We start from the raw sequence: 25,335 nt of genomic DNA, 5'->3' as shown, positions 1-25,335 counted from the left end.
GGCCCGCCACGGGGCCGGACGGATCCGCCGTCCGCGCACCGGTATCAGCCCGCGGCGGCCGCGTCGAACAGGGCGTGCACGGCCCGGCGCAGCTCCGCCATGTCCCGCACCGGCCGGGGGAAGTCGAAGCGCGCGTCGAGCACCTTCCCGGCCGCGCAGAACCGCACCCGCAGCCCGAACCGGTCCAGCGCCAGCGGCACCGTCCGCTCCCAGGGGCCGCAGGCCCGCCCGTGTCCGTCCAGCAGGGCGCACAGGGAACGCATCCGGTCGTCGTGGGCGGCGGCGAGGTGCTGGAGGAGCTCGGTCTCGCGGGCGGCGACCGGGTCGGGCACCGCCGCCGCGAACTCCTCGGGCTCGACGTGTCCCCCGCCCCACAGGTCCTCGAGCCGGCCCTCGCCGACCTCCAGCCGCAGCGGTGTCCACGCGGTGCCCGGGAACGGGCCCGCCGGGTGCCGTTCGGCCAGCAGCCCGGCGCAGCGGATCCGTTCGGTGCCGGTGACCGGGGTGAGCCAGCCCGCTATCCGGGCCCGGCCGCGAATGCGGTGGGGGACCGCGACGGGGGCCACATCGGTGATCTCCATCACGGCGGCGAGATCGCCGTCCCGGGCGTGGGCGGTGGCCCGGGCGGCCGGGGAATCGGCCGGGACCAGCAGCAACACGTCCCCGTCGGGGGTGACGGCACGGGCCTCGGGAGCGCCCTGCCCCAGCCCGGGAGCGGAGTCGGGCAGCTCCGTCCCGGGAATGACGAGGACGGCCGGGGCGTTCGACTCGACGAGAGTGCGCATCCGCTCGGCGGCGTCCGGCCGCCGTGCCTCCGTTTCCGCCCCGGGACGCGGCTGACCCCTTCCCGCGCGCTGTCCCGCGCGCTGTTCCACCCGCTGTGCGCTGCTTCCGGCACCGGCCGTACGGTCGTCCGTGCCGTCGGTGCCGCCCGCCGGTCCGGCGCCGGGCAGGGGGACCCCAGGTCGAAACATGCGTTCTCCTCCGCTAAGGTAAGCCTCACCTAAGTTACACGGAGGTCCGTTCAACGTGAACCAGTCGCGTCCCAAGGTCAAGAAGTCGCGGGCGCTCGGCATAGCGCTGACCCCGAAGGCCGTGAAGTACTTCGAGCAGCGTCCCTACCCGCCCGGCGAGCACGGCCGGGGCCGCAAGCAGAACAGCGACTACAAGGTCCGGCTGCTGGAGAAGCAGCGGCTGCGCGCCCAGTACGACATCAGCGAGCGACAGATGGCGCGCGCCTACGAGCGCGCCCGGAAGGTCGAGGGCAAGACCGGCGAGGCGCTCATCGTCGAGCTGGAGCGCAGGCTGGACGCCCTCGTCCTGCGGTCGGGGCTGGCCCGCACCATCTACCAGGCCCGCCAGATGGTCGTGCACGGCCACATCGAGGTCAACGGCCGCAAGGTCGACAAGCCCTCCTTCCGGGTCCGCCCGGAGGACGTGGTGGCGGTCCGCGAGCGCAGCCGTGCCAAGCACCCCTTCCAGGTGGCCCGGGAGGGCGGTTACGCGACCGACGGCGAGACCCCGCGCTACCTGCAGGTCAACCTCAAGGCGCTGGCGTTCCGCCTCGACCGGGACCCGAACCGCAAGGAGATCCCGGTGATCTGCGACGAGCAGCTCGTCGTGGAGTACTACGCCCGCTGAGCCGCCGGAGGACCCCGGACCTCCCGGCCCCCCTGCCGCCCGCCGCGGCAGGGGGGCCGCAGCGCGTCCGGACGCCCGGGCCCCGCGCACCGGCCCCACGGGTGCGCCGGCGGGGAAACCGGTACGGGCCGGGGCCCATGGCGCGATAAGGTCGGTAACCGCCGCCGCACCCGTGAGACCGCCTGTCCGGGCCCTCGCGGGCCACACGGCGCGGCGGCCGACCCCATACGACCCGAGGGAAGCGGTGCAGCGTGTCCGGTGGAGAGGTGGCCGGCCTCCTGGTGGCGGTCTTCTGGGCGATCCTGGTGTCGTTCCTCGCCGTGGTGCTGGTGAGGCTCGCGCAGACGCTCAGGGCGGCGACCAGACTGGTGACGGACGTGACGGAGCGGGCGGTCCCCCTCCTCACCGAGGCGTCCGACACCGTCCGCTCGGCGCAGAGCCAGCTCAGCCGGGTGGACGCCATCGCCGCCGACGTCCAGGAGGTCACGGCCAACGCCTCGGCGCTGTCCTCGACGGTGTCCACCGCCTTCGGCGGCCCGCTGGTGAAGGTCGCCGCCTTCGGATACGGCGTGCGCCGCGCCCTCGCCCGCAAGGACGGCACACCGCGGCCGGGGCGCACCGTCGTCGGCCGCTCCGTCCCGGCCGCGCGCCGCACAGGCCGTGCCGGACGCACCGGACGTGCCGGAAAGGACTGACGACCACCGTGTTCCGCCGCGTCTTCTGGTTCGGAGCCGGCGCCGCCGCCGGCGTCTGGGCCACCACCAAGGTCAACCGCAAGCTGCGCGCCCTCACCCCCGAGAGCCTCGCCGCCCGGGCCGCCGACCAGGCCGTGGCGGCCGGGCACCGGATGAGGGAGTTCGCGCTCGACGTCCGCGCCGGAATGGCGCAGCGGGAGGGCGAGCTGAACGACGCACTGGGGCTGACGGCGGCGGACGGGACGGCCGCCCCGGCCCCCGCCGCTCCCGACCGCCCCGGGCTCCCGGGCGGACGCCCCCGCCGCGAGCTCGGCACCACCCACCCGTACGACCGGAATGAGGACCACTGATGGAGTCGGCTGAAATCCGCCGCCGCTGGCTGCGCTTCTTCGAGGAGCGGGGGCACACCGTCGTGCCGTCGGCGTCACTGATCGCGGACGACCCGACGCTGCTGCTGGTCCCCGCAGGCATGGTGCCCTTCAAGCCGTACTTCCTGGGCGAGGCCACCCCGCCGTACAAGCGGGCCACCAGTGTGCAGAAGTGCGTGCGCACCCCGGACATCGAGGAGGTCGGCAAGACCACCCGGCACGGCACCTTCTTCCAGATGTGCGGCAACTTCTCCTTCGGCGACTACTTCAAGGAGGGCGCCGCCCGGTACGCCTGGGAACTGCTCACCACGCCGCAGGACGGAGGCGGCTACGGGCTGGACCCGGAGAAGCTGTGGATCACCGTCTACGAGGAGGACGACGAGGCCGAGCGCATCTGGCGCGAGGTCGTCGGCGTCCCCGCGGAGCGGATCCAGCGGCTGGGCAAGAAGGACAACTACTGGGACATGGGCGTCCCCGGTCCCTGCGGACCCTGCTCCGAGATCAACTACGACCGCGGCCCGGAGTTCGGCGCCGAGGGCGGCCCGGCCGTCAACGACGAGCGGTACGTGGAGATCTGGAACCTGGTCTTCATGCAGTACGAGCGGGGCCCGGGCGAGGGCAAGGACTACCCGATCCTCGGTGAACTCCCGCAGAAGAACATCGACACCGGGCTCGGCCTGGAGCGGCTCGCCATGATCCTGCAGGGCGTGCGGAACATGTACGAGATCGACACCTCCATGGCGGTCATCGACAAGGCCACCGAGCTCACCGGCGTCCGCTACGGCGACGCCGAGAGCTCCGACGTCTCGCTGCGCGTGGTCACCGACCACATGCGCACCTCCGTCATGCTCATCGGCGACGGCGTCACCCCCGGCAACGAGGGACGCGGCTACGTGCTGCGCCGCATCATGCGCCGCGCCATCCGCAACATGCGCCTCCTGGGCGCCACCGGCCCCGTCGTCAAGGACCTGATCGACGTCGTGATCGGCATGATGGGGCAGCAGTACCCCGAGCTGATCACCGACCGGCGGCGCATCGAGACCGTCGCGCTCGCCGAGGAGGCCGCCTTCCTCAAGACCCTCAAGGCCGGCACCAACATCCTCGACACCGCCGTCACCGAGGCCAAGGCCGCCGGCGGATCCGTCCTGCCCGGCGAGAAGGCCTTCCTGCTCCACGACACCTGGGGCTTCCCCATCGACCTCACCCTGGAGATGGCCGCCGAACAGGGCCTGTCCGTGGACGAGGAGGGCTTCCGCCGCCTGATGCGGGAGCAGCGGGAGCGCGCCAAGGCCGACGCCCGCGCCAAGAAGACCGGCCACGCGGACCTGAGCTCCTACCGCGAGGTCGCCGACACCGCCGGCACCACCGTCTTCACCGGCTACACCGACACCGAGGGCGAGGCCAGTGTCGTCGGCCTGCTCGTCAACGGGCTGCCCGCGCCGGCCGCCTCCGAGGGCGACGACGTCGAAATCGTCCTCGACCGCACCCCGTTCTACGCCGAGGGCGGCGGCCAGCAGCCCGACACCGGCCGTATCCGGCTGGACTCCGGCGCCGTCGTCGAGGTCCGCGACGTCCAGCAGCCGGTGCCCGGCGTCACCGTGCACAAGGGCACCGTCCAGGTGGGCGAGGTGACCGTCGGGGCCGCCGCGTACGCCGTCATCGACGTGACCCGTCGCCGGGCCATCGCCCGCGCCCACAGCGCCACCCACCTCACCCACCAGGCGCTGCGCGACGCGCTGGGCCCGACGGCCGCCCAGGCCGGCTCCGAGAACGCCCCGGGCCGCTTCCGCTTCGACTTCGGCTCGCCGACCGCCGTGCCCGGCGCCGTCCTCACCGACGTCGAGCAGAAGATCAACGAGGTCCTCGCCCGGGAACTCGACGTCATGGCCGAGGTGATGAGCATGGAGGAGGCGAAGAAGCAGGGCGCCATCGCCGAGTTCGGCGAGAAGTACGGCGACCGGGTGCGGGTGGTGACCATCGGCGACTTCTCCAAGGAACTGTGCGGCGGTACCCATGTCCACAACACCGCCCAGCTCGGCCTGGTGAAGCTGCTGGGCGAGTCCTCCATCGGCTCCGGCGTACGCCGGGTGGAGGCCCTGGTCGGGGTGGACGCCTACAACTTCCTCGCCCGTGAGCACACGGTGGTCTCCCAGCTCACCGAACTGGTCAAGGGCCGCCCCGAGGAGCTGCCGGAGAAGGTCTCCGGCATGCTCGCCCGGCTGAAGGAAGCCGAGAAGGAGATCGAGCGCTTCCGCGCCGAGAAGGTCCTGGCCGCCGCCGCCGGACTGGCCGCCGCCGCCCGGGACCTGAACGGGACCGCCTTCGTCGGCGGCCGGGTGCCCGACGGCACGGGCGCCGACGACCTGCGCAGGCTGGTCCTGGACGTGCGCGGCCGGATCCAGGGCGGGCGCCCGGCCGTGGTGGCCCTGTTCAGTGTGGTCAACGGCCGTCCGCTGACCGTCATCGCCACCAACGACGCCGCCCGCGACCGCGGGCTGAAGGCCGGTGACCTGGTGCGCGCCGCCGCCAAGGCCCTCGGCGGCGGAGGCGGCGGCAAGCCGGACGTGGCCCAGGGCGGCGGACAGCGCCCGGAGGCGGTCGAGGACGCCGTGGCCGCCGTCGAGCGCCTGGTGGCGGCCTCCTGATGCGACGCGGCAGACGGCTCGCCGTCGATGTCGGCGAGGCCCGGATCGGGGTCGCCTCCTGCGACCCCGACGGGCTGCTGGCCACTCCCGTGGAGACCGTGCCGGGACGCGACGTCCCGGCCGCCCGCCGGCGGCTGGCCGAACTCGTCGCCGAGTACGAGCCCCTGGAGGTGGTGGTCGGGCTCCCGCGTTCCCTCAACGGGCGCGAGGGCCCGGCCGCGGCCCGGATCCGTACCTTCGCCGGGGAACTCGCCGGGCAGCTCGCCCCGGTGACCGTGCGCCTGGTGGACGAGCGGATGAGTACGGTCGCCGCGGCCCGGGGTATGCGGGCATCGGGCGTGTCGGCGAAGAAGGGACGGGGCCGCATCGACCAGGCGGCCGCGGTCGTCATCCTCCAGAACGCCCTGGAGGCCGAGCGGGCCCTGGGGGAGCCGCCGGGCGAGTGCGTCGAGGTGGACGGCCCATAGCGGTACGGTAACGTTCCGCTTCGGACGGCGCTGTTCGAACACCGAGCCGTACGGTGGAAGGTCCCTTCGGACGAGGCGTCCGTGTACACCGCAACCGTCTGCCGTCGTACGGCTCTAGGGGACCGATGACTGAGTATGGCCGGGGTTCCGGATCCGAACCGTGGGATCCCGACGACCCGCTCTACGGGGACCGGGGATGGAAGAGGACCCAGACGGGAGACTGGGACACCCACGGCGAGCAGCAGTACGGCGATCCGTATGGTCAGCAGCAGGGGCACCAGCAGCAGTACGGTGATCCGTACGGTCAGCAGCAGGGCCATCAGCAGCAGTACGGTGATCCGTACGGTCAGCAGCAGGGCCATCAGCAGCAGTACGGTGATCCGTATGGTCAGCAGCAGGGCCATCAGCAGCAGTACGGTGATCCGTATGGTCAGCAGCAGGGGCACCAGCAGCAGTACGGTGATCCGTATGGTCAGCAGCAGGGGCACCAGCAGCAGTACGGTGATCCGTACGGTCAGCAGCAGGGGCACCAGCAGCAGTACGGCGACTCCTACGGCGACGGGCAGTACGCCGACCGGCCCGATCCCCAGCAGCCCAGGCACGAACAGCACGGGGAACAGGGGCAGGAACCCGAACCCCCGCGGAGCCGGGGCCGGGAGCGGCCCGCCCCCGCTCCCGAGCCCGACGAGGAGACCGGCTGGGACCCCGGCCCCGACCAGGGCGAGCACGCCTTCTTCGCGGACGACGACACCGATGACGACGACCACGGCGCCGACGGCCGGTCCGCCCGCGAGCGCCGCGGGAAGGGCGGCACCAAGCGCCGCAACGGCTTTGCCTGCCTGGTCGTCGCCACCGTCCTGATAGGCGGGGTCGGCGCCGGCGGCTACTTCGCGTACGACTTCTACCAGACCCGTTTCGCCCCCGCGCCGGACTTCTCCGGCTCCGGCAGCGGCGAGGTCCAGGTGGAGATCCCCGAGGGCAGCAGCCTTGCCGAGATGGGGGCGATACTGGAGAAGGCGGGCGTGATCAAGAGCCAGGCCGCGTTCATCGAGGAGTCCAACGCCAACGCCAAGTCCAAGTCCATCCAGGCCGGCGTCTACACCCTCCGCAAGGAGATGTCGGCCGAGGCGGCCATGGCGATGATGCTCGACCCGGCCACCCAGAACACCCTGATCATCGCCGAGGGCAAGCGTGCCTCGGACATCTACCGGCTGATCGACGAGAAGCTCGGCCTGGAGGAGGGCGCCACGGCCGAGGCCGCCGAGAACACCGACCTCGGCCTGCCCGAGTGGGCCGAGGGCAATCCCGAGGGCTTCCTCTTCCCGGCCAGATACACCCTGGGAGAGCAGACCAAGCCCGGTGACCTGCTCAAGAAGATGGTCGCCCGGGCCGAGAAGGAGTTCGCGGAGATCGACCTGGAGGCCCAGGCCGCGCAGCTGGACAAGACCCCCTACGAGATCCTCACCATCGCCTCGCTGATCCAGGCGGAGGCCCAGGAGGACGAGGAGTTCGGCAAGGTCTCGCGGGTGATCTACAACCGGCTGGACAAGGAGATGCTGCTCCAGTTCGACTCGACCATCAATTACGCCAAGGGCGAGTCGAAGCTCGACATAACAGTGGGGGAGACCAGGCTCGACCACCCCTACAACACCTACGTCAACAAGGGACTGCCGCCCGGCCCCATCGACAACCCCGGCCACCAGGCGCTCGAGGCGGCGCTCGACCCGACCGAGGGGAACTGGCTGTTCTTCGTCACCGTCAAACCCGGGGACACCCGCTTCACCGACAGCCAGGCCGAGCACGACAGGAACGTCCGGGACTTCAACGCCGAGCGGAACAAGGACTGACCGAGGACCGGGGCCGAGGGCCGGGGACCGTGGAACCGAAGGAGGAGGAAGGGCGATGACGGACGGCAGGCGGGCCGCGGTCCTCGGTTGCCCCATCGGGCACTCGCTCTCCCCGGAGCTGCACCGGGCGGCCTACCGGCAGCTGGGACTGGCCGGCTGGTCGTACGACCGGTTCGAGGTGGACGAGGCGGGCATCGGCCCCTTCCTGGAGAAACTGGCCGCGAGCGGGGAGGACTGGGCCGGGCTGTCGCTGACCATGCCGCTGAAGCGGGCCGTCATCCCGCTGCTGGACACCGTCGGCGACACCGCCGCGTCGGTCGAGGCCGTCAACACCCTGGTCTTCGCCCCCGGCGGCCGCCGCCACGGCGACAACACCGACATCCCCGGCATCGTCGCGGCGCTGCGCGAGCGCGGTGTCGAGCGCGTCCCGCACGCCGCGGTGCTGGGCGCCGGTGCCACCGCCTCCTCGGCGCTGGCCGCCCTCGCCCGGATCTGCTCCGGTGAGGTCACCGTGTACGTCCGCAGCCGGGAGCGGGCCGAGGAGATGCGCGGCTGGGGCGAGCGGCTCGGGGTGCCCTTGACGGCCGCCGCCTGGGCGGACGCGGCACGGGCGCTGACCGCGCCCCTGGTGATCGCCACTACCCCGGCCGGTGCCGCCGACGCGCTGGCCGGCGCGGTGCCCGAGCGGCCCGGCACCCTCTTCGACGTCCTGTACGACCCCTGGCCGACCCCGCTGGCCGCCGCCTGGGCGGCCCGCGGCGGGGCGGTCGTCGGCGGCCTGGACCTCCTGGTCCACCAGGCCGTGCTCCAGGTCGAGATGATGACCGGCCGCGCCCCCGCCCCGCTGGCCGCGATGCGCGCCGCGGGCGAGGCGGCCCTGGCGGCCCGCGGCGCCTGACCGGCGGGACGCGGCCGTGCCCGGTTCGGCGCCCGACCTGACACAACCGTTCCGTCTGCTGGACGGTCGGCCGATCCCGCCGCGCGGACGTGGGAGGATCGGCAGCGAGGACGTAGGGCCCGGATTGAGGAGCACCGTTGAGCAGGTTGCGCTGGCTGACCGCGGGGGAGTCGCACGGTCCCGCACTGGTGGCGACGCTGGAGGGGCTGCCCTACGGCGTGCCGATCACCACCGACATGGTGGCGGACGCGCTCGCGCGGCGGCGGCTGGGGTATGGGCGTGGCGCCCGGATGAAGTTCGAGCGTGACGAGGTCACCTTCATCGGCGGCGTGCGGCACGGCCTGACCCTCGGCTCCCCGGTCGCCGTCATGATCGGGAACACCGAGTGGCCCAAGTGGGAGAAGGTCATGGCGGCCGACCCGGTGGACGAGGCCGAGCTCGCCGAGCTGGCCCGCAACGCGCCGCTGACCCGGCCGAGGCCCGGCCACGCGGACCTGGCCGGGATGCAGAAGTACGGCGTGGGCGACGCCCGCCCCATCCTGGAGCGGGCCTCCGCGCGGGAGACGGCGGCCCGGGTCGCGCTGGGCACGGTGGCGCGCTCCTACCTGCGGGAGACGGCCGGCGTCGAGATCGTCAGCCATGTCGTCGAGCTGGGCGGCGCCAAGGCCCCGGCCGGGCTGCTGCCGGAGCCCGGCGACGTGGCGCGGCTGGACGCCGACCCGGTCCGCTGCCTGGACCCGGAGGCGAGCGAGGCGATGGTCGCTGTGATCGACCAGGCCCACAAGGACGGCGACACCCTGGGCGGTGTCGTCGAGGTCGTCGCCCACGGCGTGCCGGTCGGACTGGGCTCCCATGTCCACTGGGACCGCCGCCTGGACGCCCGGCTGGCCGCCGCCCTGATGGGCATCCAGGCCATCAAGGGCGTGGAGCTCGGCGACGGCTTCGAGCTGGCCCGGGTGCCCGGCTCGCAGGCGCACGACGAGATCCTTCCCGGCGAGGACGGGATCCGCCGTGCCTCGGGCCGCTCCGGCGGCACCGAGGGCGGGCTGTCCACCGGCGAGCTGCTGCGGGTGCGGGCCGCGATGAAGCCCATCGCGACCGTGCCGCGCGCGCTGGCCACCGTGGACGTCACCACCGGCGAGGCCACCCGCGCCCACCACCAGCGCTCGGACGTGTGCGCGGTACCGGCGGCCGGCATCGTCGCCGAGGCGATGGTCGCGCTCGTCCTGGCCGACGCGGTCGCCGAGAAGTTCGGCGGTGACAGCGTCGCCGAGACCCGCCGCAACGTGACCGGCTACCTGGACAACCTGGAGATCCGGTGACCACTCCGGCCGTCGTACTGGTGGGTCCGCCCGGCGCGGGCAAGACCACCGTGGGCACCGTCCTGGCCCGGCGGCTCGGCGTCACCCTGCGGGACACCGACGCCGACATCGAGGCCGCCGCGGGCAGGCCGATCCCCGACATCTTCGTCCAGGACGGCGAGGGACACTTCCGGGAACTGGAGCGGCGGGCCGTGCGCGCCGCCGTCACCGGGCACGACGGGGTGGTCTCGCTCGGCGGCGGGGCGGTGCTGGACGCGGACACCCGCGCCCTGCTGGCCGGTCTGCCCGTGGTCTTCCTGGACGTGTCGCTCGCGGACGCGGTCCGGCGGGTCGGCCTGGACGCCCCGCGCCCGCTGCTGGCGGTCAACCCCCGGCAGCAGTGGCGCACCCTGATGGAACAGCGCCGCCCGCTGTACACCGAGGTGGCCCGCGCGACCGTCACCACCGCCGACCGCGACCCCGAGGAGGTCGCGCAGGCGGTCCTGGACGCACTCGAGCTGAAGGAAACATGACTACCGCATCTCCCTCCCGGCCCCCCGTCCGCATCACCGTCGGCGGCACCGCGGGCACCGCGCCGTACGACGTCCTCGTCGGACGGCAGCTGCTGGGCGAGCTCCCGGACCTGGTGGGCACCGCCGCCCGGCGGGTCGCCGTGATCCACCCCGAGGCGCTGACCGAGACCGGCGAGGCGATCCGGGAGGACCTGGCCGGGCAGGGCTTCGAGGCCATCGCCATCCAGGTGCCCAACGCCGAGGAGGCCAAGACCGCCGAGGTCGCCGCCTACTGCTGGAAGGCGCTGGGCACCTCCGGCTTCACCCGCACCGACGTCGTCGTCGGCGTCGGCGGGGGAGCCACCACCGACCTGGCGGGCTTCGTGGCCGCCAGCTGGCTGCGCGGAGTGCGCTGGATCGCGGTGCCCACCACCGTGCTGGGCATGGTGGACGCCGCGGTCGGCGGCAAGACCGGCATCAACACCGCCGAGGGCAAGAACCTCGTCGGCGCCTTCCACCCGCCGGCGGGTGTGCTGTGCGATCTGGCGGCGCTGGAGTCCCTGCCGCCGCACGACTACGTCAGCGGGCTCGCCGAGGTCATCAAGGCGGGCTTCATCGCCGACCCGGCCATCCTCGACCTGATCGAGGCCGATCCCGGAGCGGCCCGCACACCGGCCGGCCCGCACACCGCCGAACTGATCGAGCGCTCCATCCGGGTGAAGGCCGAGGTCGTCTCCGCGGACCTGAAGGAGTCGGGCCTGCGGGAGATCCTCAACTACGGCCACACCCTCGCCCACGCCATCGAGAAGAACGAGCGCTACGAATGGCGGCACGGCGCCGCCGTCTCCGTCGGCATGGTCTTCGCCGCCGAACTCGGCCGGATCGCCGGCCGGCTGGACGACGCCACCGCCGACCGCCACCGCGCGATCCTCACCTCCGTCGGGCTGCCCGTCACCTACCGCGGCGACCAGTGGCCGAGGCTGCTGGAGACGATGCGGGTGGACAAGAAGACCCGCGGCGACCGGCTGCGCTTCATCGTCCTGGACGGCCTGGCCAAGCCCACCGTCCTGGAGGGGCCGGACCCGGCGATGCTGCTCGCGGCGCACGCGGAGATCGCGGCCTGAGCTTCTCCGCGGGCGGGTGTCCCGGACGGCCGGGCACTCCACCGTCTCCCCGGCCGTTCACACTGGACCGGCCGGGGGAGGTACGGTTCGGTACCGGCAGACACACCGGAGACACGGTGACACCCGGCCAGGGCCCGACCGGGCCCGCGCGGGACACCCGCACGGAAACGGAGTTGGGACCGGATGCAGCAGTACGGGACGCAGCCGCCCGTCCCGCCCCCGGGCTCTCCCCGGGGGCGTCCCCAGGGCCACCCCCCGCATCCCCAGGCGCAGCCGCGGTCCGCCGTCCCGCCGGGCTGGGGCGCTCCCCACCAGGCCCCGCCTCCGCAGGCCCCGCCGCGACAGGCACCGGCCGCGCCCGTCTCCCCGCCGCCTCCGGCACCACCCCAGGCCCCGGAACCCACCGGGCATGTCCAGCTGCCGCCGGGCGGGCCGGTGCAGCTGTCGGGCGTTCCCGACCCGTCCGCCGGACCGGTCACGGTGGAGGCCGCGCACACCGCCGCCGTCGCCGTCCTGCTCATCGGCCCGGCGGGCGCGGGCAAGACCACCGTCGCCCGGTACTGGGCCGACCACCGGCGGGTGCCCACCGCGCACATCAGCCTGGACGACGTCCGCGAGTGGGTCCGCTCCGGTTTCGCCAATCCGCAGTCCGGCTGGAACGAGCACTCCGAGGCGCAGTACCGGCTGGCCCGCCGCACCTGCGGTTTCGCCGCCCGGAACTTCCTGGCCAACGGCATCTCCTGCATCCTGGACGACGCCGTCTTCCCCGACCGGCCGGTCGTCGGCCTCGGCGGCTGGAAGCGGCACGTCGGCCCCGGGCTGATCCCGGTCGTGCTGCTGCCCGGTCTGGAGGTCGTCCTGGAGCGCAACGCCGAGCGCGCGGGCAACCGCAGGCTGTCCGACGAGGAGGTGGCCCACATCCACGGGCGGATGGCCGGCTGGTACGGCTCCGGACTGCCGATCATCGACAACTCGCGTCAGGACGTGGCGACCACCGCCCGGCTGCTGGACGAGGCGGTGGCCCGCAGCCTCACCAGCCCGCCCAGCTGGTGACTCCGCCGCGCCGTGCGGCCGGTGCCCGGCGGGCACGGCATGGAGCCGCGGCGCGGCGGGTGAGGGGACGCGGTACGGCGGGTGAGGGGACACGGCACCGCCCGACCGGACGCCCGACCGGACGCCCGGCCGGACGTGTCGGCGCGGTCGGCGCCCGCCGTCCTGCGTAGGCTCGAAGCCATGTCCGAGGTGCACCTGGCCCGCCGTGCGCGACTGCGCGAGCGGTGCGCGGCGGCGGGCAGTGAGGCCGTCCTGGTCTCGCGGCCCGCCAACATCCGCTATCTGACCGGCCGTGCCGTCCCCGGCGCGGTGCTGCTGCTCGGCGCGGACGGCCGCGACACGCTGCTGAGCCCGCCGGGAGCCGGTACCGGCACCGGAGCGGAACCACCGGGTGACACCACCGATCCGCTGCACTGCCTGGCCCTGTCCGGGTACGCCCCGGGGCGTACCGCCGATCCGGCCGCGGCGGCCGCCGAGGTGGCCGCCGCGGCGGGAGCGAGGGTGCTGGCGGTGGAGGAGCACGATCTGACCGTGGCCCGGCACCGGGCCCTGGCCGCGGCCGCGCCGCGGCTGCGCCTGGCGGACCTGGACCGCGCGGTGGAGCAGCAGCGCCTGGTCAAGGACGCCGAGGAGCTGGCGGCGCTGCGGATCGCCGCCGAGATCACCGACCACGCCCTCGGCGAACTGCTGGAGTCCATCCTGGTCGGCCGCACCGAGCGCCATCTGGCGCTGGAGCTGGAACGGCGGCTGACGGACCACGGCGCCGACGGCCCGGCCTTCCCGACCTGTGTCGCCACGGGCGGCAACTCCGGGCTGGCCGGCCACCGCCCCACCGACCGGCGGGTGGCGGAGGGCGACTTCCTGACCGTGTGCCTGGGCGCCGTCTACCGGGGCTACCGCTGCCGCATCGGCCGCACCTTCGTGGTCGGCCCCGCCCCGGCCGACTGGCAGGTGGAGCTGTACGAGCTGGTCTTCGCGGCCCAGCGCGCCGGGCGGGAGGCGCTGGTCCCCGGCGCGGAGTACCGCCGGGTGGACCGGGCGGCCCGCCAGCGGCTGGCGGCGGCCGGGTACGGTGAGACGCTGGAGCCGTACACGGGCCGCGGGGTGGGGCTGGAAATCGGCGAGGACCCGCAGTTGTCGCCCGCGGCCATGGGTAAACTGGACGCTTGTGTGCCGGTCACCGTCGAACCGGGGGTCCACCTCCCGGGACGGGGCGGCGTCCGGATCGACGACACGCTCGTCGTCCGCCCTCAGGCGGACGGCGGACCCGAGCTACTCACCATCACGACCAAGGAGCTGCTCGCCCTCTGATCGGGCACACGATTGGAAGGCCGCCGCTCCGCGGTCTTCCGCAGCAGCAGTCTCAGGAGATTCCGCGACCGTGGCCACCACGAACGACCTCAAGAACGGCATGGTGCTCAAACTCGACGGAGGCCAGCTCTGGTCCGTAGTCGAGTTCCAGCACGTCAAGCCCGGCAAGGGCGGCGCCTTCGTGCGCACCAAGCTCAAGAACGTCCTGTCGGGCAAGGTGGTGGACAAGACCTTCAACGCCGGCACCAAGGTCGACACGGCCACCGTCGACCGGCGCGGCATGCAGTTCTCGTACAAGGACGGCGCCGACTTCGTCTTCATGGACACCCAGACGTTCGACCAGCTCCAGGTCAGCCCGGAGGTCGTGGGCGACGCCGCCAACTACCTGCTGGAGGGCCAGGACTGCACGGTGGCCATCTACGAGGACAACCCGCTGTACATCGAGCTCCCGGCCGCCGTCGAGCTGACCGTCGAGTACACCGAGCCGGGTGTCCAGGGCGACCGCTCCACCGGCGGCACCAAGCCCGCCAAGCTGGAGACCGGCTACGAGATCGGAGTGCCGCTCTTCATCACCACCGGGGAGAAGATCAAGGTCGACACCCGCTCCGGCGAGTACCTCGGCCGGGTGAACAGCTAACCGTGGCTGCCCGTACCAAGGCCCGCAAACGCGCCTTCCAGATCCTGTTCGAGGCCGATCAGCGCGACAGCGCCGTGACGGCCGTGCTGGCGGACTGGCTCCGGCACGCGCGGACCGACAACCGCCAGCCGCCGGTCGGCGAGTACACGATGCAACTGGTCGAGGGGTACGCGGAGCACGCGGGCCGGATCGACGAGCTGCTCGAGAGTCACTCCGTCGGCTGGTCCCTCGACCGGATGCCCGCCGTGGACCGCAATCTCCTGCGGCTCGGCGCGTACGAACTGATCTGGGAGGACGAGGTGCCCGACGCGGTGGTGATCGACGAGGCGGTACAGCTCGCCAGGGAGTTCTCCACGGACGATTCCCCTTCCTTCGTCAACGGCCTGCTGGGCCGGCTGAAGGAGCTCAAGCCGACGCTGCGCTGAGGCCGCGCGGGAGCGTACGGCCGCACGGCGGACGCACGGAGGCGGGGGCCGGGACACATCGTGTCCCGGCCCCCGCCTCTTTCTTTACCGCACCGGTCCGCCGCGGGCCGCGCGTGTCCGGCCCGAGCGGTGGCGATACGTTTCTGCGGTGTGTTCGGCGCGGCGGCCCCTGGACCGCCGCGCCCGGGCCTCAGGCCTCCTCGTGCTGGACCGCGCGGCGCGCGTCGGCGTCCAGCACACCCCAGCTGATGAGCTGCTCGGTCAGCACGGACGGCGACTGGTCGTAGATGACGGCCAGGGTGCGCAGGTCGTCCTGGCGGATCGACAGCACCTTGCCGTTGTAGTCACCGCGCTGGCTCTGGATGGTGGCGGCGTACCGCTGCAGCGGTCCGGCCTTCTCGGACGGAACGTGTGCCAGCCGCTCCAGGTCCAGGACGAGCTTCGGCGGAGGCTCGGCGGCGCCGCCCGGCGTGCTGCCCGGCAGCAGTTCCTGCACCGGGACGCCGTAGAAGTCCGCCAGCTCGGCGAGGCGCTGCACGGTCACCGCACGGTCACCGCGTTCGTACGAGCCGACCACGACCGCCTTCCAGCGGCCCTGGGACTTCTCCTCCACGCCGTGGAGGGAGAGGCCCTGCTGGGTGCGGATGGCGCGGAGCTTGGCTCCGAGCTGTTTGGCGTATTCGCTGGACATATGGCTCCCCGGGGGACGTCTTCGTAACTCACTGTGATGTTACGCAGCGTAATGTCCGCCGTCAAGCCGAACCGGCCATACCGGGGGGCCGGTCGGGTGCGGAGGCAGTACGAGGGCGCCCGCCGGAGGTGCCCCGGCCGGACCCTGATACCGTTGACGGCGCACCATCCGGCGTCCTTTAAGACCCGTCCCGTGAGGCGGGGAAGGAGGTCCTCTTTCCATGGACGTTCCCACGAACGCCCCCACGAACGTTCCCGCGAACGGCGACAGCGGCCGTGACGGCGGCACGTCCGGCACCGCGGACGCCCCCGGCACGGGCGCCCCGGCGCGCTCCGTGCTGGAGGCACCGGACATCGCCCGGGTCCTGACCCGCATCGCCCACGAGATCGTCGAACGCGCCAAGGGCGCCGACGACGTGGTGCTCCTCGGCATCCCCACCCGCGGCACGCATCTGGCCCGGCGGCTGGGCGCGAAGCTGACGGAGATCACCGGCAGACCGCTGCCGGTCGGTTCCCTCGACATCACCATGTACCGCGACGACCTGCGCATGCGCCCGGCCCGCGCCCTGGCCCACACGGAGATCCCCGGTGAGGGCATCGACGGGCGGCTCGTCGTCCTCGTCGACGACGTGCTCTTCTCCGGGCGCACCATCCGGGCCGCGCTCGACGCGCTGAACGACATCGGCCGACCGCGCGCCGTGCAGCTCGCCGTCCTCGTCGACCGCGGCCACCGCGAGCTGCCGATCCGCGCAGACTACGTCGGCAAGAACCTCCCCACGTCGCTGCGGGAGACGGTCCGGGTCCGGCTCACCGAGGAGGACGGCCGCGACGGCGTGCTCCTGGGCGTCCGGGAGACCGCCCAGTCCGGCGAGCGGTAGCGCCACCGCCCGTTCCGCGCCCCGCCCCGGCCGGGTCCCTCCCGCCCGGGCCCGCTCCGGCGGAATCCGCCCGGGCCGCCCCGTACCGCCCCGCGCCCGCGCGCGGCCGCGGCCCGCCCCGCCTCTCAGCCACGGAAGGCAACAGATGCAGCGCCATCTCATCTCGGCCGCCGACCTCACCCGCGACGACGCCGTTCTGATCCTGGACACCGCCGAGGAGCTGGCCCGGGTCGCCGACCGGCCGATCAAGAAACTGCCGACCCTGCGCGGCCGCACGGTCGTCAACCTCTTCTTCGAGGACTCCACCCGCACCCGGATCTCGTTCGAGGCCGCCGCCAAGCGGCTCTCCGCCGATGTCATCAACTTCTCCGCCAAGGGCTCGTCGGTTTCCAAGGGCGAGTCGCTCAAGGACACCGCGGCGACCCTGGAGGCGATGGGCGCCGACGCCGTCGTCATCCGCCACCACGACTCCGGTGCCCCGCACCGGCTGGCCACCTCGGGCTGGATCGGCGGCTCGGTGGTCAACGCCGGGGACGGCACCCACGAGCACCCCACCCAGGCGCTGCTGGACGCCTTCACGCTGCGCCGCCGCCTGGTCGGCGGACCCGGCGGGGGAGCGGGACAGGACCTGGCCGGCCGCCGGGTCACCGTCGTCGGCGACATCCTGCACAGCCGCGTCGCCCGCTCCAACGTGCACCTGCTCACCACGCTCGGCGCCGAGGTGACCCTGGTCGCCCCGCCGACCCTGGTGCCGATCGGGGTGGAGAGCTGGCCGTGCGAGGTCTCCTACGACCTGGACGCCGTCCTGCCCAAGTCCGACGCCGTGATGATGCTGCGGGTCCAGCGCGAGCGGATGAGCGCCGCCTTCTTCCCCACCGAGCGCGAGTACTCCCGCCGCTACGGCCTGGACGGCCGGCGCATGGCGCGGATGCCCGAGCACGCGGTCGTGATGCACCCCGGCCCGATGAACCGCGGCATGGAGATCACCGCCGAGGTCGCCGACTCCGGCCGCTGCACCGCGGTGGAGCAGGTCGGCAACGGCGTCAGCATCCGGATGGCCGTGCTGTACCTGCTGCTGAGCGGCGCCGGACCCGCCGGGCCCGCCGACGCCCCGGCCCCCGCCACCACCCGTTCCCCCGAGGAGAGCAAGTGACCGACAGCACCTATCTGATCCGCGGCGCGCGGATTCTCGGCGGTGAGACCGCGGACGTACGGATCGCGGACGGGACCATCAGCGAGGTGGGCACCTCGCTGGCCGCCGGCGGGGCCACCGTGGTCGAGGCCGCCGGGCGGATCCTGCTGCCGGGCCTGGTGGACCTGCACACCCATCTGCGCGAGCCCGGCCGGGAGGACTCCGAGACGGTCCTGACCGGCACCCGGGCCGCCGCTGCCGGCGGCTACACCGCCGTCCACGCCATGGCCAACACCTTCCCCGTCGCCGACACCGCCGGCGTGGTCGAGCAGGTCTGGCGGCTGGGGAGGGAGTCCGGCTACTGCGACGTGCAGCCCGTCGGCGCCGTCACCGTCGGACTGGAGGGCAAGCAGCTCGCCGAGCTGGGCGCGATGCACGACTCGGCCGCCTCGGTGCGGGTCTTCTCCGACGACGGCAAGTGCGTGGACGACGCGGTGATCATGCGCCGGGCGCTGGAGTACGTCAAGGCGTTCGACGGCGTCATCGCCCAGCACGCCCAGGAGCCCCGGCTCACCGAGGGCGCGCAGATGAACGAGGGCACCGTCTCCGCCGAGCTGGGCCTGGGCGGCTGGCCCGCCGTCGCCGAGGAGTCGATCATCGCCCGCGACGTGCTGCTGGCCGCGCACGTCGGCTCGCGGGTGCACATCTGCCACCTGTCCACCGCCGGGTCGGTGGAGATCGTGCGCTGGGCCAAGTCCAAGGGCTGGCACGTCACCGCCGAGGTCACCCCGCACCACCTGCTGCTCACCGACGAGCTGGTGCGCTCCTACGACCCGGTCTACAAGGTGAACCCGCCGCTGCGCACCGAGGCGGACGTCACCGCCCTGCGCGAGGCGCTGGCGGACGGCACGATCGACTGCGTCGCCACCGACCACGCCCCGCACCCGCACGAGGACAAGGACTGCGAGTGGGGTGCCGCCGCCATGGGCATGGTCGGCCTGGAGACCGCCCTGTCCGTCGTCCAGCACACCATGGTGGAGACCGGGCTGCTGGACTGGGCGGGCGTCGCCGACCGGATGTCCTTCCGGCCCGCCGCCATCGGCCGGCTGGCCGGCCACGGGCGGCCCGTCTCGGCTGGTGAGCCCGCCAACCTCGTCCTGGTCGATCCGGCCTACCGTGGAACGGTGGATTCCGCGCACTTCGCCTCCCGCAGCCGCAACACCCCCTACCAGGGCCGCGAGCTGCCGGGCCGGGTCACACACACCTTCCTGCGGGGCAGGGCGACGGTCATGGACGGAGAACTCGTATGAACCCCTCACAGGCGGCCCTCGCCGCCCGGTACACCGCCGCCCCCGAGTCCCAGCAGGTGACCGACCTGGCCTCCCGCATCGCCTGGGTGGTCGGACTCGCGCTGGTCGTCGCCCTGCTGTACTGGCTGATGCGGGAGGGCTGGAAGTGGCGGGCGGTGCTCCAGTCCGACCTGCCCGAGCTGCCGCAGGCCCCCGCCGGACGGGGCGAGCCGAGGCTGGTCATGACCGGCCGCTACCACGGCTCCACCACCGCCGGGCAGTGGCTCGACCGGATCGTCGCCCACGGCCTGGGCACCCGCAGCCGTGCCGAGCTCACCCTCACCGAACAGGGCGTCGACGTGGTGCGGCCCGGAGCGGCGAGCTTCTTCATCCCCGCCGGACGGCTGCGCGGCGCCCGGCTCGACAAGGGCATCGCGGGCAAGGTCCTCACCGAGGACGGCCTGCTGGTGATCACCTGGGAGCACGGCGGGCGGCTGCTCGACTCCGGTTTCCGCTCCGACCGCTCCGCGGAGCACACCGCCTGGCGGGACGCGCTGCGGGCGATGTCCGCCCCGGAGCCCGCCGGCACCGCGGACGACCCCCACGGCACCACCGACGCTGCCGCCACCACGCACCACGGGGCCGCACCCTCCCGGGGGACGGCCCCCGGCAACCCCGAGAAAGGCGCACGATGACGACCTCCACCCGGAAAGCCGCCAGGGTGCCCGCCGTACTCGTCCTGGAGGACGGCCGCACCTTCCGCGGCCGGGCCTACGGAGCCGTGGGCGAGACCCTCGGCGAGGCCGTGTTCTCCACCGGCATGACCGGCTACCAGGAGACCCTGACCGACCCGTCCTACCACCGCCAGGTGGTCGTCATGACCGCCCCGCACATCGGCAACACCGGCGTCAACGACGAGGACCCGGAGTCGAAGCGCATCTGGGTGGCCGGCTACGTCGTACGCGACCCCGCCCGCGTCCCCTCCAACTGGCGCTCGGTGCGCACCCTGGACGAGGAGCTGGCCGCCCAGGGCGTCGTCGGCATCAGCGGTGTCGACACCCGTGCGCTCACCCGCCATCTGCGCGAGCGCGGCGCGATGCGGGTCGGCATCTTCTCCGGCGACACCGTCACGGACGAGGCCGCCATGCTGGCGAAGGTGAGGTCCGCGCCGGAGATGACCGGCGCCGACCTCGCCGCCGAGGTCGCCACCGCCGAGCCGTACACCGTCCCCGCGATCGGTGCCAAGCGGCTCACCGTGGCCGCGGTGGACCTGGGCATCAAGGGCATGACCCCGCGCCGGATGGCCGAGCGCGGCATCGAGGTCCACGTCCTGCCCGCCACCGCCACCCTGGAGGAGGTCTACGCGGTCGACCCGGACGGGGTGTTCTTCTCCAACGGCCCCGGGGACCCGGCCACCGCCGACCACCCCGTCTCCGTCATGCGCGGTGTGCTGGAGCGCTCCACCCCGCTGTTCGGGATCTGCTTCGGCAACCAGGTCCTGGGCCGGGCGCTCGGCTTCGGCACCTACAAGCTCAAGTACGGGCACCGCGGCATCAACCAGCCGGTGCAGGACCGCACCACCGGGAAGGTCGAGGTCACCGCGCACAACCACGGCTTCGCCGTGGACGCCCCCCTCGACGCGCCCAGCGACACCCCCTACGGCCGCGCCGAGGTCTCCCACGTCTGCCTCAACGACGGCGTGGTCGAGGGGCTGCGGCTGCTGGACCGCCCCGCGTTCAGCGTCCAGTACCACCCCGAGGCCGCCGCCGGCCCGCACGACGCCGCCTACCTGTTCGACCGGTTCGTCTCCCTGATGGAGGGCCAGCGTGCCTAAGCGCACCGATATCCAGTCCGTCCTGGTCATCGGCTCCGGCCCGATCGTCATCGGGCAGGCCGCCGAGTTCGACTACTCCGGCACCCAGGCGTGCCGCGTCCTCAAGGCCGAGGGCATGCGGGTGATCCTGGTCAACTCCAACCCCGCCACGATCATGACCGACCCGGAGATCGCCGACGCCACCTATGTCGAGCCGATCACCCCGGAGTTCGTCGAGAAGATCGTCGCCAAGGAGCGCCCCGACGCGCTGCTGCCCACCCTGGGCGGTCAGACGGCGCTGAACACCGCGATCTCGCTGCACGAGTCGGGCGTCCTGGAGAAGTACGGCGTGGAGCTGATCGGCGCCAACGTCGCGGCGATCCGCAAGGGCGAGGACCGCGAGCAGTTCAAGGAGGTCGTCGAGGCGGTCCGGGGGAAGATCGGGCACGGCGAGTCCGCCCGCTCGGTCATCTGCCACTCCATGGACGAGGTGCTGGCCGGGGTCGAGGGGCTCGGCGGCTACCCCGTGGTCGTCCGCCCGTCCTTCACCATGGGCGGGGCGGGCTCCGGCTTCGCCCACGACGAGGACGAGCTGCGCCGCATCGCCGGGCAGGGCCTGGCGCTCTCCCCGACCACCGAGGTGCTCCTGGAGGAGTCCATCCTCGGCTGGAAGGAGTACGAGCTGGAGCTGATGCGCGACCGCAACGACAACGTGGTGGTCGTCTGCTCCATCGAGAACCTCGACCCGATGGGCGTGCACACCGGCGACTCCATCACCGTCGCCCCGGCGATGACGCTGACCGACCGCGAGTACCAGGTGCTGCGCGACATCGGCATCGCGGTCATCCGCGAGGTCGGCGTGGACACCGGCGGCTGCAACATCCAGTTCGCCGTCAACCCGGCCGACGGGCGGGTCGTCGTGATCGAGATGAACCCCCGGGTCTCCCGCTCCTCGGCGCTGGCCTCCAAGGCCACCGGCTTCCCGATCGCCAAGATCGCCGCCAGACTGGCGGTGGGCTACACCCTCGACGAGATCCCCAACGACATCACCGAGCAGACCCCGGCCTCCTTCGAGCCCACCCTCGACTATGTGGTGGTCAAGATCCCGCGCTTCGCGTTCGAGAAGTTCCCGGCCGCCGACGCCACCCTCACCACCACCATGAAGTCGGTGGGCGAGGCCATGGCCATCGGCCGCAACTTCCCCGAGGCGCTGAACAAGGCGCTGCGCTCGCTGGAGAAGTCCGGCAGCCAGTTCGACTTCGCCACCCCGGTGGGGGAGCTCGGCGACAAGGACGAGCTGCTGGCCGCGGCCCGCCGCCCCACCGACGGGCGGATCAACACCGTGATGGCCGCCATCCGTGCCGGGGCGAGCCCCGAGGAGGTCCACGCGGCCACCGGGATCGACCCCTGGTTCACCGACCAGCTCTTCCTGATCAAGGAGATCGCCGACGAGCTGGCCGCCGCCGGCCGGCTCGACGCCGAGCTGCTGGCCGAGGCCAAGCGGCACGGCTTCTCCGACACCCAGATCGCCGCGCTGCGGGGGCTGCGCGAGGACGTCGTGCGCGAGGTGCGGCACGCCCTCGGGGTGCGCCCGGTCTACAAGACGGTCGACACCTGCGCCGCCGAGTTCGCCGCGAAGACCCCGTACTTCTACTCCTCCTACGACGAGGAGAGCGAGGTCGCGCCCCGCGAGAAGCCCGCCGTGATCATCCTCGGCTCGGGCCCCAACCGCATCGGCCAGGGCATCGAGTTCGACTACTCCTGCGTCCACGCCTCCTTCGCGCTGCGCGACGCGGGCTACGAGACCGTGATGGTCAACTGCAACCCCGAGACGGTCTCCACCGACTACGACACCTCCGACCGGCTGTACTTCGAGCCGCTCACCCTGGAGGACGTCCTGGAGGTCGTCCGCGCCGAACAGCAGGCCGGCCCCGTGGCGGGTGTGATCGTCCAGCTCGGCGGCCAGACGCCGCTGGGCCTGGCCCAGGCGCTCAAGGACAACGGCGTGTCCGTGGTGGGCACCTCCCCGGAGGCCATCCACCTCGCCGAGGACCGCGGCGCCTTCGGCCGGGTGCTCGCCGAGGCCGGTCTGCCCGCGCCCAAGTACGGCACCGCCTTCTCCTTCGCCGAGGCCAAGGAGATCGCCGCCGGGATCGGCTACCCGGTCATGGTCCGCCCCTCCTACGTGCTGGGCGGCCGCGGCATGGAGATCGTCTACGACGAGTCCTCGCTCGCGGAGTACCTCAAGCGGCACGCCGGCCTGATCTCCGAGCACCCCGTGCTGATCGACCGGTTCCTCGACGACGCCATAGAGATCGACGTCGACGCGCTCTACGACGGCACCGAGCTGTATCTGGGCGGGGTGATGGAGCACATCGAGGAGGCGGGCATCCACTCCGGCGACTCCGCCTGCGCGCTGCCCCCCATCACACTGGGCGGCTTCGACATCAAGCGGCTGCGGACCTCCACCGAGGCCATCGCGCGCGGCGTGGGGGTGCGCGGACTGATCAACATCCAGTTCGCGCTGGCCGGGGACATCCTCTACGTGCTGGAGGCCAACCCGCGCGCCTCCCGCACCGTCCCCTTCACCTCCAAGGCCACCGCCGTCCCGCTGGCCAAGGCCGCCGCCCGGATCTCGCTGGGCGCCACCGTCGCCGAGCTGCGGGAGGAGGGCATGCTGCCGGCCGACGGGGACGGCGGCACCCTGCCGCTGGACGCGCCGATCTCGGTGAAGGAGGCCGTCCTGCCCTGGACCCGCTTCCGGGACGTACACGGCCGCGGCGTGGACACCGTGCTCGGCCCGGAGATGCGCTCCACCGGCGAGGTCATGGGCATCGACACCGTCTTCGGCACCGCCTACGCCAAGTCGCAGGCCGCCGCGTACGGCGCGCTGCCCACCAAGGGCCGGGCCTTCGTCTCGGTCGCCAACCGCGACAAGCGCTCGATGGTCTTCCCGGCCCGTGAGCTTGTCGCCATGGGCTTCGAGCTGCTGGCCACCTCCGGCACCGCCGAGGTGCTGCGCCGCAACGGCATCAGTGCCACCGTGGTGCGCAAGCAGAGCGAGGGGGAGGGGCCGAACGGCGAGAAGACCATCGTCCAGCTCGTCCACGACGGCGAGGTCGACCTCATCGTCAACACCCCCTACGGGACCGGCAGCCGGCTGGACGGCTACGAGATCCGCACCGCCGCGGTCGCCCGGGGCATCCCCTGCCTGACCACGGTCCAGGCGCTGGCGGCCGCGGTGCAGGGCGTCGAGGCCCTCACCCGCGGGGACGTGGGGGTGCGCTCCCTGCAGGAGCACGCGGAGCGGCTGACCGCGGCCCGCGAGGGCTGAGGCGGCGAGGGGGACACCGGCTCCGGTGTCCCCCTCGCCGCGAGAGTCCGCACTCCCGACGCCCTGGCGTCCCGACGTCCCGACACGCCGCAGCCCCGCAGCCGAGGAAGACCGCCATGTACGCCCTGCTGTTCGACCTGCTCCTCAAGCGCCTGGATCCCGAGCGGGCGCACCGACTGGCGTTCGCGCTGATCCGGCTGACGGCCCGCGTCCCGGGTCTGCGCGGACTCGTCGCGGCCGTTCTCGCCCCCACCCGGGCGCAACGGAACGCCCTGGCCACCGAGGCCTTCGGCCTGCGCATGCGCGGTCCCTTCGGGCTGGCCGCCGGCTTCGACAAGAACGCCGTCGGCATCGACGGACTGACCATGCTCGGCTTCGACCACGTCGAGATCGGCACCGTCACCGCGCACGCCCAGCCGGGCAACCCGGCGCCCCGGCTGTTCCGCCTGGTCGGCGACCGCGCCCTGGTCAACCGCATGGGCTTCAACAACGACGGCTCCGCCGCCGTGGCCGCCCGCCTCGCCGGGCGCCGCGCCGTCTTCCCCACCACCGTCGGCGTCAACATAGGCAAGACCAAGCTCACCCCCGAGAGCGAGGCCGCGGACGACTACGCGCTCTCCGCCTCCCGACTGGCTCCCCACGCCGACTACCTCGTCGTCAACGTCTCCTCGCCCAACACCCCAGGGCTGCGGAACCTCCAGGCCACCGAGCAGCTGCGCCCGCTGCTGACGGCGGTGCGCGCCGCCGCGGACGCCGCGGTGCCCGGCCGCCGGGTGCCGCTGCTGGTCAAGATCGCCCCCGACCTGGCCGACGAGGACGTCGACGCGGTCGCCGACCTCGCCGTCGAGCTGGGTCTGGACGGCATCATCGCCACCAACACCACCATCGCCCGGGACGGTCTGGGACTGACCGCCGACCGCGCCGAGATCGAGGTCATCGGTGCCGGAGGACTGTCCGGCGCGCCCCTGAGGGACCGTTCCCTGGCGGTGCTGCGGCGACTGTACGCGCGCGTCGGCGACCGCGTCACCCTGGTCGGGGTCGGCGGGGTGCGCACCGCCGACGACGTCTGGGAGCGCGTCCTGGCCGGCGCCACCCTCGTCCAGGGCTACAGCGCCTTCGTCTACGAGGGCCCGGCGTGGTGCCGCCGCGTCCACCGCGGGCTGGCCGCGCGCCTGGCCGCGAGCCCGTACGCCACCCTCGCCGAGGCCGTCGGCGCCGACACCCGGAAGGTGACCCCCTGATGACCGGCACGACTGACACCCCGCCCGGCACGGC

At 73.1% G+C, this 25,335-nt stretch carries 23 protein-coding genes; 21 read left to right on the top strand and 2 right to left on the bottom strand.

What is annotated here, in order from left to right:
- Positions 1-44: 44 nt before the first annotated feature.
- Positions 45-974: a DUF2470 domain-containing protein gene (locus V1L54_RS06385; protein ID WP_443076508.1), complete on the bottom strand. Its 930-nt coding sequence runs from the start codon at positions 972-974 to the stop codon at positions 45-47.
- 55 nt (positions 975-1,029) lie between these two features.
- Here V1L54_RS06385 and rpsD point away from each other — a divergent pair, with 55 nt between their 5' ends.
- From rpsD to nusB, 14 genes are all read left to right on the top strand, one after another.
- Positions 1,030-1,641: a 30S ribosomal protein S4 gene (rpsD, locus tag V1L54_RS06380; RefSeq protein WP_330116889.1), complete on the top strand. Its 612-nt coding sequence runs from the start codon at positions 1,030-1,032 to the stop codon at positions 1,639-1,641.
- A 251-nt stretch (positions 1,642-1,892) separates the two neighbouring features.
- On the top strand, positions 1,893-2,336 hold the full coding sequence (locus V1L54_RS06375) for a DUF948 domain-containing protein (protein WP_100204288.1): 444 nt from the start codon (positions 1,893-1,895) through the stop codon (positions 2,334-2,336).
- Between the two features lie 8 nt (positions 2,337-2,344).
- Complete coding sequence (locus V1L54_RS06370; protein WP_330116888.1) at positions 2,345-2,686, top strand: DUF6167 family protein; 342 nt, start codon at positions 2,345-2,347, stop codon at positions 2,684-2,686.
- Positions 2,686-5,349, top strand: a complete 2,664-nt coding sequence (gene alaS, locus V1L54_RS06365; protein ID WP_330116887.1) for an alanine--tRNA ligase — start codon at positions 2,686-2,688, stop codon at positions 5,347-5,349. The genes V1L54_RS06370 and alaS overlap by 1 nt, the downstream gene beginning before the upstream one ends.
- On the top strand, positions 5,349-5,816 hold the full coding sequence (gene ruvX / locus V1L54_RS06360; RefSeq protein WP_330116886.1) for a Holliday junction resolvase RuvX: 468 nt from the start codon (positions 5,349-5,351) through the stop codon (positions 5,814-5,816). The genes alaS and ruvX overlap by 1 nt, the downstream gene beginning before the upstream one ends.
- Before the next feature lie 125 nt (positions 5,817-5,941).
- On the top strand, positions 5,942-7,663 hold the full coding sequence (gene mltG, locus V1L54_RS06355) for an endolytic transglycosylase MltG (protein WP_330116885.1): 1,722 nt from the start codon (positions 5,942-5,944) through the stop codon (positions 7,661-7,663).
- A gap of 55 nt (positions 7,664-7,718) precedes the next feature.
- On the top strand, positions 7,719-8,561 hold the full coding sequence (locus tag V1L54_RS06350) for a shikimate dehydrogenase (protein ID WP_330116884.1): 843 nt from the start codon (positions 7,719-7,721) through the stop codon (positions 8,559-8,561).
- A gap of 137 nt (positions 8,562-8,698) precedes the next feature.
- Positions 8,699-9,883: a chorismate synthase gene (gene aroC / locus V1L54_RS06345; RefSeq protein ID WP_330116883.1), complete on the top strand. Its 1,185-nt coding sequence runs from the start codon at positions 8,699-8,701 to the stop codon at positions 9,881-9,883.
- The gene (locus tag V1L54_RS06340) at positions 9,880-10,395 is read left to right on the top strand and encodes a shikimate kinase (protein WP_330116882.1); all 516 of its coding nucleotides are present in this window, start codon (positions 9,880-9,882) and stop codon (positions 10,393-10,395) included. The genes aroC and V1L54_RS06340 overlap by 4 nt, the downstream gene beginning before the upstream one ends.
- Positions 10,392-11,498, top strand: coding sequence for a 3-dehydroquinate synthase (gene aroB / locus V1L54_RS06335; RefSeq protein WP_330116881.1), 1,107 nt, complete (start codon positions 10,392-10,394; stop codon positions 11,496-11,498). Before V1L54_RS06340 ends, aroB begins: the two co-directional genes overlap by 4 nt.
- A gap of 183 nt (positions 11,499-11,681) precedes the next feature.
- A complete protein-coding gene (locus tag V1L54_RS06330; protein WP_330116880.1) occupies positions 11,682-12,551 on the top strand; it encodes an AAA family ATPase in 870 nt (289 codons plus the stop codon).
- A 180-nt stretch (positions 12,552-12,731) separates the two neighbouring features.
- Entirely contained in the window at positions 12,732-13,862 is a 1,131-nt protein-coding gene (locus V1L54_RS06325) for a M24 family metallopeptidase (protein WP_330116879.1), read from the top strand.
- Between the two features lie 70 nt (positions 13,863-13,932).
- Positions 13,933-14,499, top strand: a complete 567-nt coding sequence (gene efp, locus V1L54_RS06320) for an elongation factor P (protein ID WP_330116878.1) — start codon at positions 13,933-13,935, stop codon at positions 14,497-14,499.
- A 2-nt stretch (positions 14,500-14,501) separates the two neighbouring features.
- The gene (gene nusB, locus V1L54_RS06315) at positions 14,502-14,924 is read left to right on the top strand and encodes a transcription antitermination factor NusB (protein ID WP_330116877.1); all 423 of its coding nucleotides are present in this window, start codon (positions 14,502-14,504) and stop codon (positions 14,922-14,924) included.
- Positions 14,925-15,114: 190 nt separating this feature from the next.
- Here nusB and bldD read toward each other — a convergent pair whose 3' ends face one another.
- Positions 15,115-15,615: a transcriptional regulator BldD gene (gene bldD / locus V1L54_RS06310; protein ID WP_093662576.1), complete on the bottom strand. Its 501-nt coding sequence runs from the start codon at positions 15,613-15,615 to the stop codon at positions 15,115-15,117.
- A 220-nt stretch (positions 15,616-15,835) separates the two neighbouring features.
- On the opposite strand from bldD, the gene pyrR reads away from it, so the two are divergent.
- From pyrR to V1L54_RS06275, 7 genes are all read left to right on the top strand, one after another.
- Positions 15,836-16,492, top strand: a complete 657-nt coding sequence (gene pyrR, locus V1L54_RS06305) for a bifunctional pyr operon transcriptional regulator/uracil phosphoribosyltransferase PyrR (protein WP_330116876.1) — start codon at positions 15,836-15,838, stop codon at positions 16,490-16,492.
- Positions 16,493-16,637: 145 nt separating this feature from the next.
- Positions 16,638-17,645 carry an aspartate carbamoyltransferase catalytic subunit gene (locus V1L54_RS06300; RefSeq protein ID WP_330116875.1) on the top strand — a complete coding sequence of 336 codons (1,008 nt, stop codon included), beginning with the start codon at positions 16,638-16,640 and terminating at the stop codon, positions 17,643-17,645.
- A complete protein-coding gene (locus V1L54_RS06295; RefSeq protein ID WP_330116874.1) occupies positions 17,642-18,934 on the top strand; it encodes a dihydroorotase in 1,293 nt (430 codons plus the stop codon). Before V1L54_RS06300 ends, V1L54_RS06295 begins: the two co-directional genes overlap by 4 nt.
- A complete protein-coding gene (locus tag V1L54_RS06290; protein ID WP_330116873.1) occupies positions 18,931-19,608 on the top strand; it encodes a PH-like domain-containing protein in 678 nt (225 codons plus the stop codon). Before V1L54_RS06295 ends, V1L54_RS06290 begins: the two co-directional genes overlap by 4 nt.
- A complete protein-coding gene (carA, locus tag V1L54_RS06285; RefSeq protein WP_330116872.1) occupies positions 19,605-20,747 on the top strand; it encodes a glutamine-hydrolyzing carbamoyl-phosphate synthase small subunit in 1,143 nt (380 codons plus the stop codon). The genes V1L54_RS06290 and carA overlap by 4 nt, the downstream gene beginning before the upstream one ends.
- Complete coding sequence (gene carB, locus V1L54_RS06280; RefSeq protein ID WP_330116871.1) at positions 20,740-24,060, top strand: carbamoyl-phosphate synthase large subunit; 3,321 nt, start codon at positions 20,740-20,742, stop codon at positions 24,058-24,060. Before carA ends, carB begins: the two co-directional genes overlap by 8 nt.
- A gap of 116 nt (positions 24,061-24,176) precedes the next feature.
- Complete coding sequence (locus tag V1L54_RS06275; RefSeq protein WP_330116870.1) at positions 24,177-25,301, top strand: quinone-dependent dihydroorotate dehydrogenase; 1,125 nt, start codon at positions 24,177-24,179, stop codon at positions 25,299-25,301.
- Positions 25,302-25,335: the final 34 nt, after the last annotated feature.

This window comes from Streptomyces rubellus, from assembly GCF_036323805.1.
GTDB lineage: Bacteria > Actinomycetota > Actinomycetes > Streptomycetales > Streptomycetaceae > Streptomyces.
Note: the sequence above shows the minus strand (reverse complement) of the source record. Positions and strands in the feature narration are given on the sequence as shown.

Coding starts and splice junctions, on each gene's coding strand:
- V1L54_RS06385 (WP_443076508.1), bottom strand. CDS start 974: ATGTTTCGACCTGGGGTCCCCCTGCCCGGCGCCGGACCGGCGGGCGGC.
- alaS (WP_330116887.1), top strand. CDS start 2,686: ATGGAGTCGGCTGAAATCCGCCGCCGCTGGCTGCGCTTCTTCGAGGAG.
- ruvX (WP_330116886.1), top strand. CDS start 5,349: ATGCGACGCGGCAGACGGCTCGCCGTCGATGTCGGCGAGGCCCGGATC.
- mltG (WP_330116885.1), top strand. CDS start 5,942: ATGACTGAGTATGGCCGGGGTTCCGGATCCGAACCGTGGGATCCCGAC.
- V1L54_RS06350 (WP_330116884.1), top strand. CDS start 7,719: ATGACGGACGGCAGGCGGGCCGCGGTCCTCGGTTGCCCCATCGGGCAC.
- aroB (WP_330116881.1), top strand. CDS start 10,392: ATGACTACCGCATCTCCCTCCCGGCCCCCCGTCCGCATCACCGTCGGC.
- V1L54_RS06330 (WP_330116880.1), top strand. CDS start 11,682: ATGCAGCAGTACGGGACGCAGCCGCCCGTCCCGCCCCCGGGCTCTCCC.
- V1L54_RS06325 (WP_330116879.1), top strand. CDS start 12,732: ATGTCCGAGGTGCACCTGGCCCGCCGTGCGCGACTGCGCGAGCGGTGC.
- bldD (WP_093662576.1), bottom strand. CDS start 15,615: ATGTCCAGCGAATACGCCAAACAGCTCGGAGCCAAGCTCCGCGCCATC.
- pyrR (WP_330116876.1), top strand. CDS start 15,836: ATGGACGTTCCCACGAACGCCCCCACGAACGTTCCCGCGAACGGCGAC.
- V1L54_RS06300 (WP_330116875.1), top strand. CDS start 16,638: ATGCAGCGCCATCTCATCTCGGCCGCCGACCTCACCCGCGACGACGCC.
- V1L54_RS06290 (WP_330116873.1), top strand. CDS start 18,931: ATGAACCCCTCACAGGCGGCCCTCGCCGCCCGGTACACCGCCGCCCCC.
- carA (WP_330116872.1), top strand. CDS start 19,605: ATGACGACCTCCACCCGGAAAGCCGCCAGGGTGCCCGCCGTACTCGTC.
- V1L54_RS06275 (WP_330116870.1), top strand. CDS start 24,177: ATGTACGCCCTGCTGTTCGACCTGCTCCTCAAGCGCCTGGATCCCGAG.